This is a genomic window from Auraticoccus cholistanensis (assembly GCF_009742705.1).
In the GTDB taxonomy this organism is placed as follows: Bacteria; Actinomycetota; Actinomycetes; order Propionibacteriales; family Propionibacteriaceae; genus Auraticoccus; species Auraticoccus cholistanensis.
Genome location: NZ_WPCU01000005.1, coordinates 813,094 through 826,680, shown reverse-complemented (window position 1 = coordinate 826,680; position 13,587 = coordinate 813,094). Strand labels below are relative to the sequence as shown.

General features: G+C 75.2%; 13 protein-coding genes and 2 pseudogenes. 7 read left to right on the top strand and 8 right to left on the bottom strand.

Annotated features, from left to right (window positions below):
- The coding region (locus GC722_RS17735; protein WP_197429941.1) for an ATP-binding cassette domain-containing protein at positions 1 to 1,096 on the bottom strand (1,096 nt) is incomplete at its 3' end.
- A gap of 283 nt (positions 1,097 to 1,379) precedes the next feature.
- On the opposite strand from GC722_RS17735, the gene GC722_RS09710 reads away from it, so the two are divergent.
- Positions 1,380 to 1,535 (top strand): hypothetical protein, encoded by a 156-nt coding sequence (locus GC722_RS09710; protein WP_156609671.1) that lies wholly within the window; start codon positions 1,380 to 1,382, stop codon positions 1,533 to 1,535.
- Positions 1,536 to 1,570: 35 nt separating this feature from the next.
- Here GC722_RS09710 and GC722_RS09705 read toward each other — a convergent pair whose 3' ends face one another.
- Together GC722_RS09705 and xseA are read right to left on the bottom strand one after the other, a co-directional pair.
- Complete coding sequence (locus GC722_RS09705) at positions 1,571 to 1,837, bottom strand: exodeoxyribonuclease VII small subunit (RefSeq protein WP_156609670.1); 267 nt, start codon at positions 1,835 to 1,837, stop codon at positions 1,571 to 1,573.
- Positions 1,834 to 3,138, bottom strand: a complete 1,305-nt coding sequence (gene xseA / locus GC722_RS09700) for an exodeoxyribonuclease VII large subunit (protein ID WP_156609669.1) — start codon at positions 3,136 to 3,138, stop codon at positions 1,834 to 1,836. Before xseA ends, GC722_RS09705 begins: the two co-directional genes overlap by 4 nt.
- Before the next feature lie 83 nt (positions 3,139 to 3,221).
- Between xseA and GC722_RS09695 the strand changes: the two genes are divergently transcribed.
- From GC722_RS09695 to GC722_RS09680, 5 genes and pseudogenes are all read left to right on the top strand, one after another.
- Entirely contained in the window at positions 3,222 to 4,274 is a 1,053-nt protein-coding gene (locus GC722_RS09695; protein ID WP_156609668.1) for a 4-hydroxy-3-methylbut-2-enyl diphosphate reductase, read from the top strand.
- A gap of 79 nt (positions 4,275 to 4,353) precedes the next feature.
- Positions 4,354 to 4,971, top strand: a pseudogene (locus GC722_RS18950) (aldo/keto reductase); the annotation flags it as partial.
- Positions 4,972 to 5,068: 97 nt separating this feature from the next.
- Positions 5,069 to 5,251 (top strand): annotated as a pseudogene (locus tag GC722_RS19235) (aldo/keto reductase); the annotation flags it as partial.
- Between the two features lie 331 nt (positions 5,252 to 5,582).
- Positions 5,583 to 6,311 (top strand): class I SAM-dependent DNA methyltransferase, encoded by a 729-nt coding sequence (locus GC722_RS09685; protein WP_156609667.1) that lies wholly within the window; start codon positions 5,583 to 5,585, stop codon positions 6,309 to 6,311.
- Positions 6,312 to 6,360: 49 nt separating this feature from the next.
- On the top strand, positions 6,361 to 7,188 hold the full coding sequence (locus tag GC722_RS09680) for an alpha/beta fold hydrolase (protein ID WP_156609666.1): 828 nt from the start codon (positions 6,361 to 6,363) through the stop codon (positions 7,186 to 7,188).
- A 5-nt stretch (positions 7,189 to 7,193) separates the two neighbouring features.
- Here the strand turns inward: GC722_RS09680 and GC722_RS09675 are convergent, their stop codons facing one another.
- Positions 7,194 to 8,408: an MFS transporter gene (locus GC722_RS09675; RefSeq protein WP_197429940.1), complete on the bottom strand. Its 1,215-nt coding sequence runs from the start codon at positions 8,406 to 8,408 to the stop codon at positions 7,194 to 7,196.
- Positions 8,409 to 8,432: 24 nt separating this feature from the next.
- Here GC722_RS09675 and GC722_RS09670 point away from each other — a divergent pair, with 24 nt between their 5' ends.
- Positions 8,433 to 9,020 carry a TetR/AcrR family transcriptional regulator gene (locus GC722_RS09670; RefSeq protein WP_156609664.1) on the top strand — a complete coding sequence of 196 codons (588 nt, stop codon included), beginning with the start codon at positions 8,433 to 8,435 and terminating at the stop codon, positions 9,018 to 9,020.
- A gap of 16 nt (positions 9,021 to 9,036) precedes the next feature.
- Here GC722_RS09670 and rmuC read toward each other — a convergent pair whose 3' ends face one another.
- The 4 genes from rmuC to GC722_RS09650 all read right to left on the bottom strand — a co-directional run.
- Positions 9,037 to 10,635 carry a DNA recombination protein RmuC gene (gene rmuC, locus GC722_RS09665; protein WP_156609663.1) on the bottom strand — a complete coding sequence of 533 codons (1,599 nt, stop codon included), beginning with the start codon at positions 10,633 to 10,635 and terminating at the stop codon, positions 9,037 to 9,039.
- A 111-nt stretch (positions 10,636 to 10,746) separates the two neighbouring features.
- On the bottom strand, positions 10,747 to 11,415 hold the full coding sequence (locus tag GC722_RS09660) for a response regulator transcription factor (protein ID WP_331714619.1): 669 nt from the start codon (positions 11,413 to 11,415) through the stop codon (positions 10,747 to 10,749).
- Positions 11,412 to 12,671 (bottom strand): sensor histidine kinase, encoded by a 1,260-nt coding sequence (locus GC722_RS19230; RefSeq protein ID WP_156609662.1) that lies wholly within the window; start codon positions 12,669 to 12,671, stop codon positions 11,412 to 11,414. Before GC722_RS19230 ends, GC722_RS09660 begins: the two co-directional genes overlap by 4 nt.
- Before the next feature lie 82 nt (positions 12,672 to 12,753).
- Positions 12,754 to 13,587 (bottom strand): CPBP family intramembrane glutamic endopeptidase (locus tag GC722_RS09650; protein ID WP_197429939.1); only part of this gene is annotated, 834 nt, incomplete at its 5' end.

The window sequence follows — 13,587 nt, the reverse complement described above, 5'->3', positions numbered from 1 at the left end:
CGAGGTCGAGGGTGAAGCCGGCGTGGACGGGCCGCACCCCCTCCAGCGTCAGCACCCGCCGCCGGGGCGGCACGGCGGTGTCGGGCAGGTCGATGACGATGTCGCGGTCCTCGCGCAGCAGCTCCTCCGCGCTCTGCAGCGCGGCGGCCGCCTGCTCGACCCGCTCGGTGTGCACCGCGGTGTACCTGCCCGCGCTGACCTGCGCCGCCCGCTTGCGGCCGCCGGCGACGATCTTGGGCACCCGCTTCTCGCGCTCGGCCTTGCGCCCCACCTGCTGGCGGTGGGCCAGGGTCTGCTGGGCCTGCACGAGGTCGCGGCGCTCGGCCCGCAGCCTGCTGCTGGCACTGGTGACGGCCTCCCGGGCGGCCTGCTGCTCGGCCTCGACCGCGGCGCGGTAGGACGACCAGCCGCCGCCGTACCAGGAGACCGTCGAGCTGCCGACACCACGGGCCGAGGCGGCACCGGTGCGGTGCAGCTCGGCGATGTCGTCGACCTCCTCCAGCAGCAGCCGGTCGTGGCTGACCACGAGCAGGGTGCCGCGCCAGCCGCGGACGACGTCGGTGAGCCGGTCCCGGCCCGCCCGGTCGAGGTTGTTGGTCGGCTCGTCCAGCAGCAGCGTGCGGGTGCCCGAGAGCAGCAGGGCGCCGAGGTGGAGCAGCTCGAGCTCGCCCCCGGAGAGGCTGCCGACGGGGCGGTCGAGGCCGACGTGGGTCAGGCCGAGCCGGTCCAGCTCGGCGCGGGCGCGCTCGGCGACGTCCCAGTCGTCGCCGACGGTGTCGAAGTCGCGTCCGTCGACCGAGCCGGACTCGATGCGCCGCAGCGCGTCCAGCACCGCGGTGATGCCCAGCACGTCGCTGACGCGGGAGCGCGGGTCCGCCCCGGGGTCCTGGCGCAGCATCCGCACGCCGGGGGCGGTGACGCTCCCGGCGGTGGGCGTGAGCTCACCGGCGAGGATGCGCAGCAGGGTCGACTTGCCGACGCCGTTGCGGCCGACCAGGCCGTGGCGGCCGGGTCCGACCACCAGGTCGAGACCGTCCAGCACGGGGGTGCCGTCGGGCCAGGCGAAGGAGAGCGAGGAGGTGGTGATCGCAGGCACGGGTGCTCCAGGAGTCCGAGGGTTTTCGGGGACGCGTGGAGACGCTGCGCAGCGCGGGTGCTGGCGGACCTGGGAGGGCCGAGGGTGAGGGTGAGCCGCTCGATGAGGTCGTCGGACGCCCGCGACCGACGGTCGCGCGCAGGTCTCGGACCTCAGAGCCTCACTGGCCGGTGACACCTCGTGCTCGGGGATGGGACGGCAGCCATTCTATGCGCCGCTTTCAAGGAGCCAAGCGATTAACGCCGGTGCGGTTGCGCGGGCCGTGGCCGGGTAGGGGACGGGCATGAGCGACAGCGACGCGAGCGAGCACGACAAGCTGATGGAGAACGACCAGGAGCAGGGAGGCGAGCAGGTCGACCTCGACGAGCCCGACCAGGACAGCGAGCCCACGATGACCGCGCCGGACGGGGAGCGCCCGACCGGAACCCAGGGCTCCTGACCCTGTCGGTGCCCTAGCTCGACCCTGTCGGGCGGCTAGCTGGCGGTCGGGTCGGCGCCGCGCTCGCGGGCCGACTCGACCAGCGCCCGGGCGCCGTCGAGCCGGGCCTGGCACACCTGGGCGAGCTTCTCGCCCCGCTGCCAGAGGCTGAGCGACTCCGCCAGGCCGCTGCCACCGGACTCCAGGGCGCGCACGACCTCCGCCAGCTGCTCCCGGGCCTGCTCGTAGGAGAGCTGCTCGAGGGCGGCGAGCTCCTCGGCGCTCGCCCCTGGGGCGGTCGGGTCGGTCGGGGGCTGGGTCATCGGGTCTCCTTGCCGGCTGGCTCGTCGGGTTCTCGGGAGTCGTGGGGTTCTCGGGGGTCGTGGGGTTCTCGGGGGTCGTGGGGCTGGTCGGGGTGGAGGGCGCGGACGGTGAGGTCCGCCGTCCCGTCCTGCAGCCAGGCCCGGACGGTGTCGCCCTCGGCGAGGCGTCCGAGCGAGCTGACGGTGTGCCCGGAGCTGTCGGCCAGCACCGCGTAGCCACGCTCCAGGGTGGCCACCGGCGACAGCGAGCGGGCGCGGGCGAGCAGGTGCTCGACCCGGGTGTGCTCCCGCTGCAGGACCTGGTCGACCGCGCGCTCCAGGCGGGTGCGCATCGAGTCCAGCTGCTCGTGGCGGATCTCGAAGGAGGCGAGCGGGTCGATCAGCACGGGGCGACGGCGCAGCCCGTCGAGGGTGTGCTGCTCGCGGTCGAGCCGTGACTCCAGCGCCCGGTGCAGCCGCTCGCGGGCGGAGGCGATGCGCTCGCGCTCCTCGGCCACGTCGGGGACCACGCTGCGGGCCGCGTCGGTGGGCGTGGAGGCCCGGTGGTCGGCGACCAGGTCGAGGATGGGGGAGTCGGTCTCGTGGCCGATGGCGCTGACCACGGGGGTGCGGCAGGCCGCGGCGGCCCGCACCACGCCCTCGTCGGAGAAGGCGAGCAGGTCCTCCACCGAGCCGCCGCCGCGGGCCACCACGATCACCTCGACGTCGGGGTCGCGGTCGAGGACGGCCAGCGCCTCCATCACCTGCGTCGCCGCGTTCACCCCCTGCACCTGGGCGTGCAGGGTGCGGAACACCACCTGGGGCCAGCGCCGCCGCGCGTTCTCGACGACGTCGCGCTCGGCGGCGCTCTGCGCGGCGGTGACCAGGCCGACCACCCGCGGCAGGAACGGCAGCGGCTTCTTGCGGCTGCGGTCGAACAGGCCCTCGGCCTGCAGCATCCGCTTGCGCTGCTCGAGCTGGGCCAGCAGCCGTCCCTCACCGACGGGGCGGATCTCGTCGCACAGGTAGGACAGCCGGCCGCTGGGGGTGTAGTAGGACGGCCGCAGCCGCGCCACCACCGTCGCGCCCTCGGTCAGCGGCCCGGCGGCGTCCAGCACCTGCGGGCCGGTGGTCACGCTGGCCGACACCTCGGCCAGCCGGTCGCGGAGGGTGAGGAAGACCGTCGCGCTGCCGGCGCGTCGGTTGACCTGGATGAGCTGGCCCTCGACCCAGACCCAGCCGAGCCGCTCGACCCAGCCCTTCACCTGCTGGGCGATCACGCGCAGCGGCTGCGGCTGCTCCGGTGACGACTCCAGACCCATGCCGGTGAGGGTAGTGGCCGCCACCGACAGCACCGCGCGCGCAGCGGCCGGAGCGGCGTCCGGGCGCACGTAGACTCGGGGCCATGACCGCCACCCCCGAGCAGGCCCTGCCCGACGCGCCCGGTTCCGAGCAGGGGGCGCCCGGCCCGGGCGGAGCCGACCAGGCGGGGCCCGTCCCGGGCAGGCGGGTGGTGCTGGCCGCTCCCCGTGGCTACTGCGCCGGCGTCGACCGCGCGGTGGTGACGGTCGAGCGGGCCCTGGAGTCCTACGGCGCGCCGGTGTACGTGCGCAAGCAGATCGTGCACAACAAGCACGTGGTGCAGAGCCTGGAGGCCAAGGGGGCGGTCTTCGTCGACGAGCTCGACAGCGTCCCCGAGGGGGCGATGGTGGTCTTCTCCGCCCACGGCGTGTCCCCGATGGTGCACGCGCAGGCGGCCGAGCGGAACCTGCGCACCATCGACGCCACCTGCCCGCTGGTCACCAAGGTGCACAACGAGGCCCGCCGCTTCGCCCGCCAGGACATGGAGATCCTGCTCATCGGCCACGCCGGCCACGAGGAGGTCGAGGGCACCGCGGGCGAGGCGCCCGAGCACATCACCCTGGTGCAGTCGCCGGAGGAGGCCGAGCAGGTCGAGGTGAAGGACCCGACCAAGCTGGCCTGGCTGAGCCAGACCACGCTCAGCGTGGACGAGACGCTGGCCACGGTGCACAAGCTCCGCGAGCGGTTCCCGCTGCTGATGGACCCGCCCAGCGACGACATCTGCTACGCCACCTCCAACCGGCAGGCGGCGATCAAGCAGATCGCGGCCGGCTCCGACCTGGTGATCGTGGTCGGCTCGGCCAACTCCTCGAACTCGGTGCGGCTGGTCGAGGTGGCCCTCGAGGCGGGGGCGGCGGCGGCCTACCGCGTCGACGACGCCAGCGAGGTGCAGCCGTCCTGGCTTGAGGGGGTGCGTCAGGTCGGGGTGACCAGCGGCGCCTCCGTCCCCGACGACCTGGTCGAGGGCGTGCTGCAGCTGCTGCAGCAGCACGGCTTCCCGGCTGCGGTGGAGGAGAAGCTCACCGAGGAGAACCTGGTGTTCGCGCTGCCCAAGGAGCTGCGTCGCGACCTGCGCCGCGACGTCGCCGGCGACTGACCCACCCCGGGTGCGCCCGTCTCCGGGCGGGGGGCGATGCTGGTCCCGCAGGACCTGATCCCCGTTCGAAGGAGAACCGATGGAGTACCGCACCCTGGGCCGCAGCGGCACCGCCGTCTCGACGTACGCGCTGGGCACCATGACCTTCGGCGCGGAGTCGGACGAGGCCACCGCGCACGAGCAGCTCGACCTGTTCCTGGCGGCCGGCGGCAACCTCGTCGACACCGCCGACGTCTACGCCGGCACCGAGTCCGAGTCCATCATCGGCCGCTGGCTCACCAGCCGCGGCGCGGACGTCCGCGACCAGGTGGTGCTGGCCACCAAGGGACGTTTCCCCACCGCCGGGCACCCCAACGGCCTCGGCCTCTCGCGCAAGCACCTGGCCAGCGCGCTGGACGCCTCGCTGCGCCGGCTGCAGGTCGAGGCCATCGACCTCTACCAGGTGCACGCCTGGGACGCCCACACGCCGCTGGAGGAGACGGTGTCGTTCTTCGACGACGCGGTCGCCGCCGGCAAGGTCCGCTACTGGGGGCTGTCGAACTACACCGGCTGGCAGCTGACCAAGACCGTCGCCCTCGCCGAGCACCACGGCTGGCCGGTCCCGGTCACCCTGCAGCCCCAGTACAACCTGCTGGTGCGGGGGATCGAGGCCGAGATCGTGCCGGCCGTGCAGGACGCGGGCATGGGTCTGCTGCCGTGGTCGCCGCTGGCCGGCGGCTGGCTGACCGGCAAGTACCAGCGCGACAACGCCCCCAGCGGCGCCACCCGGCTGGGGGGAGAACCCCAACCGGGGCATGGAGGCCTACGAGGCCCGCAACGCCCAGGAGCGCACCTGGGCGGTGCTCGACGCCGTCACCGAGACCGCCGACCAGCTCGGCGCGTCCCCGGCGCAGGTGTCGCTGGCCTGGCTGGCCGGACGTCCGGCGGTCAGCTCGGTCATCCTCGGCGCCCGCACCACCGAGCAGCTGCAGCAGTGCCTGGGAGCGGTGGACGTGGTGCTCGAGCCTGAGCAGCGGCAGCGCCTGGACGAGGTCAGCGCGCCCATGCTGGAGGACTACCCCTACGGCACCGCCGGCGTGAACCAGCGCCACCGCGCCCTCGACCACAGCTGACCCCACCCCCTTCCCACCCCCGCCCCTCCCGTCCTGCCGCACCTCGGCGGAAAGCGGTCGCGAACGCCGTCCGGCAGGGCCCCTGAGGTCCTTCCCGGCGTCGTCTCCGACCACTTTCCGCCGGGACGGCCCCCGAGGGGGTCCCGGGTCCGGGAATTGCGGTGCGGGGGAGGAGGGGGGTGGCTAGCGTGCGGGCATGCCGGACGCCCTCTTCGAGCACCCCGTGCTGGCCCGCCTCTACGACCCGCTGGACGCCGACCGCAGCGACCTGGACGTCTACGTCGACCTGGTCGCCGAGCTCGGCGCCCGGCGCGTGCTCGACGTGGGCTGCGGCACCGGCAGCCTCGCGGTGCTGCTCGCCGCCCGCGGCGTCGACGTGGTGGGGGTGGACCCGGCGGCGGCCTCGCTGGAGGTGGCCCGCGGCAAGCCCGGGGCCGAGCGGGTCCGCTGGCTCCACGGCGAGGCCACGTCGCTGCCGCCGCTGTCGGTGGACTGCGCGCTGATGACCGGCAACGTCGCGCAGGTCTTCCTCACCGGGGAGGAGTGGGCGGCCACGCTCGTCGGCGTGCACGGCGCCCTGCGTCCGGGCGGCTGGTTCGTCTTCGAGTCGCGCATCCCGGAGCGTGAGGGCTGGCGGGAGTGGAATCCCGAGCAGAGCCGGGTCGTCGTCGACGTCCCCGGGTTCGGCCGGGTGGCGTCCTGGTCGCAGGTCACCGCCGTCGACGGCCCGCTGGTAACCTTCCGCTCCCACACCGAGCTGCTCGACCGCGACGAGGCGCTGCCGGTGTCCACCTCGACGCTGCGGTTCTGGACGCGTCAGGAGCTCGAGACCTCCCTCGCCGCGGCCGGGTTCACGGTGGCCGAGGTCCGGGACGCACCCGACCGGCCGGGCCGGGAGATGGTGGTGCTGGCCCGGCGGGGCTAGCCGCCACGTCGCACGTGCCGGTCGACCCCGCTCCCGCTACCGTCGCACCATGGTGGACCTCCCGGCCGTGCTCAGCCGCCCGGGGGCGACCCTCCGCTACGCCGACGCGGGCGGTGGCGGGGCGGGCGTCGTCCTGATCCACGGTGCCGGCGTCGACCACGCGATGTGGGAGCCGCAGCGGCAGGCCCTGAGCCGGGCGGGTCACCGCACCGTGGTCTGGGACCTGCGGGGTCACGGCCGGTCACGGCTGCAGCCGGGGGTGCGGTTCCGGGCCGCCGACGCGCTCGACGACCTGGCCGTCCTGCTCGAGGCGACCGGGCTGACCTCGCCGGTGCTGGTCGGGCACTCGCTCGGCGGGAACCTGGGGCAGGCCTTCGTCCGCCGGCACCCGGAACGGGTCCGCGGTCTCGTCGTGGTCGACGCGACGTGGAACACCGGCCCGCTGCGGCCGGCGGAGCGGGTCGGCCTCCGGCTGGCGGCGCCCCTGCTGGCGCTCGTCCCGGCGTCCCGGCTGCCGGAGCTGATGGCCCGAGCCTCGGCGGTCACGCCCGAGGGGATCGGCTACGCCCGCTCGGTCTTCGCCGCCATGCCCAAGGCCGGCTTCCTCGACGTCTGGCGTGCCACCGCCTCCCTGGTCGAGCCCGAGGAGGGGTACCGCACGCCGGTGCCGCTGGCACTGGTGCGCGGTGCCCGCGACCGCACCGGCAACATCGCCTCCGCGATGCCGCGCTGGGCCCGGGCCGAGGGGGTGGACGAGCAGGTCGTCGCGGCCGCCGGCCACCTCGTCACCCTGGACGCGCCCGACGCCACCTCGCGGACGCTGCTGCGGCTGCTGGAGCAGTGGGGTGCCGAAGACCGGCCCACGGCACAGAAGTGACGTCGCTACGCCGACCTGTCGTCGAGCTCGGCCACCCGGCCGGCCGCGGGAGAGCCGGCCGCTGCGCGGGCGGGCAGGAAGGCCACGGCCGCGGCCACCAGGGAGGTGAGGGCGCCCAGCAGCAGGGTGGTCGGCAGACCGGGGGCGGAGCTCAGCGCGCCGGCCGCGGCGGACCCCGCGGACTGCCCGGCGACCAGGGCCACGAACAGGGCGGCGGTGCCCGCCGCCGCCTGAGGCGGGTCGATGCGGGAGGCCCAGGCGATCAGCGCGGCGGTCGCCGCGGTGTAGCCCCAGCCGAAGAGCCCGCACACCAGGTGGGCCACGACCGGGGAGTCCGGCCACCAGCCGAGGGCGGCCGTGGCGGCGGCCGTGGTCCCCGCGGTGAGCGCCCAGGCGTGCGCCGGTGTCCACCGGTCCAGCGCCCCCGCGGTGAGCACGGTGGCCGCGCTGCCCAGTCCCAGCGCGGTCCAGGCGGTGACCGAGGCGGTCGGCGAGGCGCCACCGGCCTCCAGCAGCTGGGTCCGGCCGTAGGTCCAGACGGGCGCCGTGGCGGCACCCAGCAGCAGGGCGGCGGCGCCGGGGACCAGCCACGCGCGTGGCGCGAACCCGCTGCCGGGGCCGGTGTCCGACGTCTCGCCGGACGCCTCGTCGGTGCCGGGCCGGTCGAGCAGCAGCACCGCAGCGCCGGCCAGCGCCGTGACCACGGCGATGACCCCCCAGGCGGTCCGCCATTCGGGCAGCAGGGACAGGGCGACGAGGCTGGCGGCCACCAGGCCGGGACCGGTGCCGGAGTTGACCACGCTCTGGTGGCGGCTGACCGCCGGAGCGGGCAGGTTGCGGGCCACGACCCGCACCAGCGCCGGTGAGGCGAGACCAGCGCCGGCGGAGCCCACGACGGCCGCCGCCGCGAACAGAGCGGGCGACGCGGCCACGGCCATGCCGGCCGCGCCGAGGGCCGCCGTCCCCGCGGCGGCCGCGGTGGTCCAGCGGGGGAACCGGCGGGCGCGGAGGAAGGCCACGGCCGCAGCGGCGCAGTAGGCGAGCGACCCGCCGGCGGTGACCGCCCCCGCGGTGGAGGCCTGCAGCTGCAGGTCGCGTCCGACGTCGGGCACGAAGAGGCCGTAGCCCAGCCGGACCAGACCGTAGGTCGCCGCGACCAGGGACGTGGCGGCGACCACCAGCGCCAGCGTGCGCGGACCTAGTGACAACGAGCGTTTCACTTTCGGAAGTCTAGGCTGACGGACATGGGTCTGCGTCCTGCCACCCGGCAGCGGCTCCTCGACGCCGCCGAGGAGCTCTTCTTCACCCAGGGCATCGCCGCCACGCCGGTCGACGCCGTGCTGGCGCACGCCGGGGTGTCGTCGGCCACGATGTACCGCGCCTACCCGACCAAGGAGGCGCTGGTCGCGGCGGCCCTCGAGCGCCGGCTGGCCACCTGGGTGGAGCTGTGGGAGGGCGAGATCTCGCGCGCCACCACCGACGAGGACCGGCTGCTCGCGGTGTTCCCCGCCCTGGCCGCGTTCCGTGCCCGGTCCGACGCCTCGCGCTGGTGCGCCTTCCTGGGCACCACCGCCGAGTACCGCACCCCGCCCGAGGAGGTGGCGGTGGTCGTGCAGCGCGACACCGAACGGCTGCGGACCCGGCTCACCGAGCTGGCGGAGCCGCTGGTCGGGGCGCGGGCCGGAGCGCTGGCCGAGCAGCTGCTGCTCATCGTCAGCGGCGACCTCGCGATGCGGCTGCGGGGCGCCGACGACGCCACCAGCACGGCGGTCCGCGCCGCCCGGGCGGTCGTCCGCGCCGAGCTGCCGGCCGCGGCGGACGTAGCGGGCTAGCACCGCGCCGCCGGGCTCAGGCGTGACGGCGGCGGTCCTCCTCGGCCGGGGTGGTGACGTCGAAGACCTCGTCCAGGGTCGGCTCGCGGTCGAAGACGGCCTCGTGCTCCCGGCCCGGGGTGATCGCGGCCCGGCGGCTGCGGCCGATGATCGGCTCCACCTGGGCCGCGTCCTCGACGAGCTCGGCGTCGACGAGGGTGCGCACGGGCTCCTCGACCGGGGTGTAGCTGTCCAGCTCGGCGTCGGTCACCTTGAGGTCGCGGAACCGACGGGCGCTGACCATCACCCGGGTCTCCAGGGTGCCCAGGGTCTGGTTGTAGGCCTTCACCGCCGACTGCAGACCGCGACCCACCTTGTCGAAGTGCCCGCCGAGGGTGCCGAGCCGGTTGTGCAGCTCCCGGCCCAGCCGCAGCACGTCGGCCGCGCTCTCGGCCAGCTTCGCCTGCTTCCAGCCGTAGGCGACGGCCCGCAGCATGGCGATCAGCGTGGTGGGGGTGGCCAGCACCACGTCACGGGCCGCGGCGTAGTCGTGCAGGTCGGGCAGCACGCTGAACGCCTCGGCCGCCAGCGCCTCGCTCGGCATGAACAGCACCACGAACTCGGGCGTGCCCTCCTCGGCCGACCAGTACCGCTTCGCCGACAGCTGGTCGACGTGGGTGCGCACGTTCTGGGCGAACCGCTGCAGCGCCTCCTCCCGCTCCCGGGCGTCGTCGGTCTCGTGGGCGTCCATGAACGCGGCCAGGGGCACCTTCGAGTCGACGAACACGCACTTGCCGTCGGAGAGGTCCACGCGCATGTCGGGACGGACCAGCTTGTCGTCGGCGGTGGTGGTTTGCTGGCTGGCGAAGTCGCAGTGCTCGACCATGCCGGCCACCTCGGCCACCCGCTTGAGCTGCATCTCGCCCCAGGCGCCGCGGACCTGCGGCTTGCGCAGCGCACGCGCGAGGGCGTGGGTCTCGCGCCGCAGGCTCTCACCGGTGGACTGCACGGCCTGCACCTGGGCGCGCAGGTCGGTCGAGAGCCGGACCCGCTCCTTCTCGACCTCGCTGAGGCGGTCGTTGACGGCCTTGAGACCGTCGCGGACGGGCGCGAGCAGCGCCTCGGTGGCCCGCAGCCGCTGCTCGGCCAGGGCGTCGGCCTGCTCGCCCTGGGCCTGCAGCGTCTCGGCCGAGAGCACCTTGAACTGGTTGCTCAGCGCCTCGCGGTCGGCGGCCAGGCCCTCGGCCCGCAGCAGGGCGGCGTCACGCTCGGCCCGCACACCCGACAGCTCGGCGCGCACCCCGGCCAGCTCGGCCACCGCCTCCTTGGCCTCCGTCACCGCCTCGGTGACCCGTCGGTGGGCCTCGGCCACCGCCTCGGCCGCCCGCTGCTGCACCTCGGCCAGCTGGGTGCGCGACTCGGCGGCCTCGCCGCGGGCGACCGCGGCCTCACCCTTGGCGCGGTCGGCGTCGGCCCGGGCGCGCTCGAGCTCGGCCTGCTGGCGGTCGCCGTCGGCCCGCTCCTCGGCGTCCTGCACCTGGCGCCGGCTGCGGGCCAGCACCGCGGTGACGGCGAGGCCGAGCACGAGCCCGACGAGCAGGCCGGCCAGCAGGGCGGGAACGGCGGTGGAGTCCATGCCGACGATCCTGCCAAGGCCCTCCGACAGTTCCGGCGCCGACGCACCGCACGGCGCCCGGGGGCTGCGTCACACCGGCGGGGCCCGACCGGCTGCGGCGGGTGCCGACGCTCAGCGCTCGGGGACCGTCACCACGCCGTTCTGGTAGGCCCACACCACCGCCTGCAGGCGGGAGCGCACGCCGAGCTTGGGCAGCATCCGCGCCAGGTGGGACTTGACGGTGGAGACCTCGACGAACAGCTCCCGGGCGATGTCGTCGTTGGACATGCCCTGCGCCAGCAGCACCAGGATCTCCCGCTCCCGCGGGGTCAGCACGTCCTCGCCGCCCTGCACGGTGACCGGCTGGAGCCGGCGGCGGTGCACGAACTCGCGCAGCACCCGCCGGGTGAGGCTCTGGTCGATGGTGCCGTGCCCCGCCGCCACCTGGCGCACCGCCCGGGCGATGGTCTGCGGGTCGGCGTCCTTGAGCAGGAACCCGCTGGCGCCGGCCTCCAGGGCGCCGAAGACGTAGTCGTCGAGGTCGAAGGTGGTGAGGACCAGCACCGGGACCGGGCGCTCGACGCCGGGGCCGCACAGCTCGCGGGTCACCGCGATGCCGTCCATCCCGGGCATCCGGATGTCGAGGCAGGCGACGTCCGGCCGCAGCTCCCGGGCCATCGCCAACGCCGACGGCCCGTCGGCGGCGGTGCCCACCACCTCGAGGTCGTCCTCGGCGCCGAGCAGCGCCGACAGGCCCTCGCGGACCAGCGACTGGTCGTCGGCGATCAGCACGCGGATCACGTGGTCTCCTCCTGTCCGGGACCGGGGTCGTGGTGGTCGGCGTCGCGGGGGAGCACGACCCGGACCGACCAGCCGCCGTCGGGCGTGGGCCCGTGGTGCAGGGTGGCGCCCACCAGCTCGGCCCGCTCCCGCATCCCGACCAGACCGAACCCGCGGCCGCCGTGGGTGACGTGCCCACCGGCGCCGTTGGTGACCGACAGCGTCAGCATCTGCGCGGAGCGGTCGTCCACCTCGACCACCACACCGGTGCCGGGCGCGTGGCGGGCCGCGTTGGCCAGGGCCTCCTGCACGATCCGGTACAGCGCGAGCTGGGCCAGCGGGCCGGTGCCGGCGCCCAGCCGCCCACCGTCCGCGGCGCGCAGCACCCGCAGCTCGACGGTCGCGCCGGCCGCCCGCCGCTGCTCCACGAGCTCGGCGACGGCCTCGAGGGTGAGGACGGACCGGGTGGCCTCGGTCTCGTCGCGCAGCAGCCCCACCAGCCGCCGCAGGTCCTCCAGGACCGCGGTGCTCTGGGCGCGGACCTGGCGCACCGACCGCTTGGCGGTCTGGGGGTCGGTGTCGATCTGGCGCTCGATGGCCGAGGCCATCAGCGCGATGCCGGACATGTGGTGCGCGGCGATGTCGTGCAGCTCGCGGGCCATCGCCGTCCGTTCGTCGGCCACCGCGGCGCGGACGAGCGCCTCCTGCTCGCGGGCGACCGCGCCCTGCTCGTGCTCGCGGGCCACCCGGGCCTCGCGGCGGCCGGTGATCGCCGTGGCCAGCAGCAGCGGCGCACCGACCGCACCGAGTGCCTGCAGCACCCCGGTCACGAGGGCCGGTGCGGCCGGCGTCCCCACCGAGACGGCGTGGACCACCTCGCCGGCGGCCACCAGCACCGCCGCGGCGACCAGGGCCGGGGCCATGGTCCGCAGCGGCAGCAGCAGGACGGTCAGCAGGACCGCCACGGTCACGGCGGCGCTGGACAGGCTGAAGGCGTCGCCGGGACCCGTGGTGGCCAGCGGCAGCGGCAGCGCGGACACCAGCAGCACCGTCGCCCTGGGGGCCCGGCGGGCCCAGACCAGCGCGACGGCCTGCGCGGTGAAGGTGGCGGCGCAGGCCCACCAGGCGGGCGTGCCGGGCCGGGTGAAGCCCGACAGCGAGCTGTCGGTGGCGGCCAGCAGCGGCATGGTCGCCAGCACGCCGAGCACCACCAGCCAGCACCCGCCCGCGACGAGGACGTCTCGCCGCTGCGGGAGGGAGCCGGCGGGGGTTCTCACGGGGTGGCTCCCAGCGGCGCGGACCACGGACGACCTCCCTCGACGGACGCCACGACGCTACCGGGCGACGGCACCACCGTGCTCACGCGTCCTCGGCGACGTACCCGAGCCGGCCACGGGTCAGCACCAGCACCAGCGAGGCGACGACCACGGCCGCCGTGGCCTGCGACACCAGCGTCACGTCCGGGCCCAGCGTCGGGAACAGGTCCGTCCACAGCACCGAGGAGAAGTTGTTCACGCTGACGTGCAGCAGCATCGACAGCGGCAGGCTCTGCCCGGTCCGGTTGAACACGTAGGACATCACCACGTTGAAGCTGACGCAGAAGACGGTGAAGACGAGCGGCTGCGTCCAGTGCCAGTCCGGCCAGCCGCCCCAGTCGGACAGGAACAGCGGCATGTGCCACAGCGACCACAGCGGGCCGAGCACCATGGCCGCGCCCAGCGGGCCGAAGCGGCGCTGCAACCGGGGCAGGGCGAAGTCGCGCCAGCCCGGCTCCTCGGCCAGCCCGGTGGTCACCATCTGCAGCACCAGACCCGGCAGGTAGGCCGCGAGCAGCACGACCGAGGGGGTGCCCACCCGGCCGCCGGAGAAGACGGTGCCGGTGACCAGCAGCACCGCCGGGACGCCGAGCAGCGAGACGGCGTACCACTTCCAGCTCACCTTCCACCGCAGCAGCCGGCCGACCCAGCGGCGCAGCCCCGGGCGGCCGTCGGCGAGGGCGGTGACCAGGAAGGCGGAGAAGATCGGGCCCAGGTAGGCGCCGGGGAGGACGCCCGTGAGCTGGCTGCTGCCCAGCAGCTCGGGGAAGCGGTAGTCCCACAGGCCGAGGCCGTTGCGGGAGAGGACGTAGGGGGTCCAGGCGGTCCAGCTGAGCAGGTTGGCGAGCAGGAAGAAGGTCAGCAGCGGGTGGCTGCT

What these genes read in the sequence shown, in the direction of transcription:
- GC722_RS09695 (WP_156609668.1), top strand. Translation starts at nt 3,222, where the DNA reads ATGACCGCCACCCCCGAGCAGGCCCTGCCCGACGCGCCCGGTTCCGAG.
- GC722_RS09685 (WP_156609667.1), top strand. Translation starts at nt 5,583, where the DNA reads ATGCCGGACGCCCTCTTCGAGCACCCCGTGCTGGCCCGCCTCTACGAC.
- xseA (WP_156609669.1), bottom strand. Translation starts at nt 3,138, where the DNA reads ATGGGTCTGGAGTCGTCACCGGAGCAGCCGCAGCCGCTGCGCGTGATC.
- GC722_RS09670 (WP_156609664.1), top strand. Translation starts at nt 8,433, where the DNA reads ATGGGTCTGCGTCCTGCCACCCGGCAGCGGCTCCTCGACGCCGCCGAG.
- GC722_RS09680 (WP_156609666.1), top strand. Translation starts at nt 6,361, where the DNA reads ATGGTGGACCTCCCGGCCGTGCTCAGCCGCCCGGGGGCGACCCTCCGC.
- rmuC (WP_156609663.1), bottom strand. Translation starts at nt 10,635, where the DNA reads ATGGACTCCACCGCCGTTCCCGCCCTGCTGGCCGGCCTGCTCGTCGGG.
- GC722_RS09705 (WP_156609670.1), bottom strand. Translation starts at nt 1,837, where the DNA reads ATGACCCAGCCCCCGACCGACCCGACCGCCCCAGGGGCGAGCGCCGAG.
- GC722_RS09710 (WP_156609671.1), top strand. Translation starts at nt 1,380, where the DNA reads ATGAGCGACAGCGACGCGAGCGAGCACGACAAGCTGATGGAGAACGAC.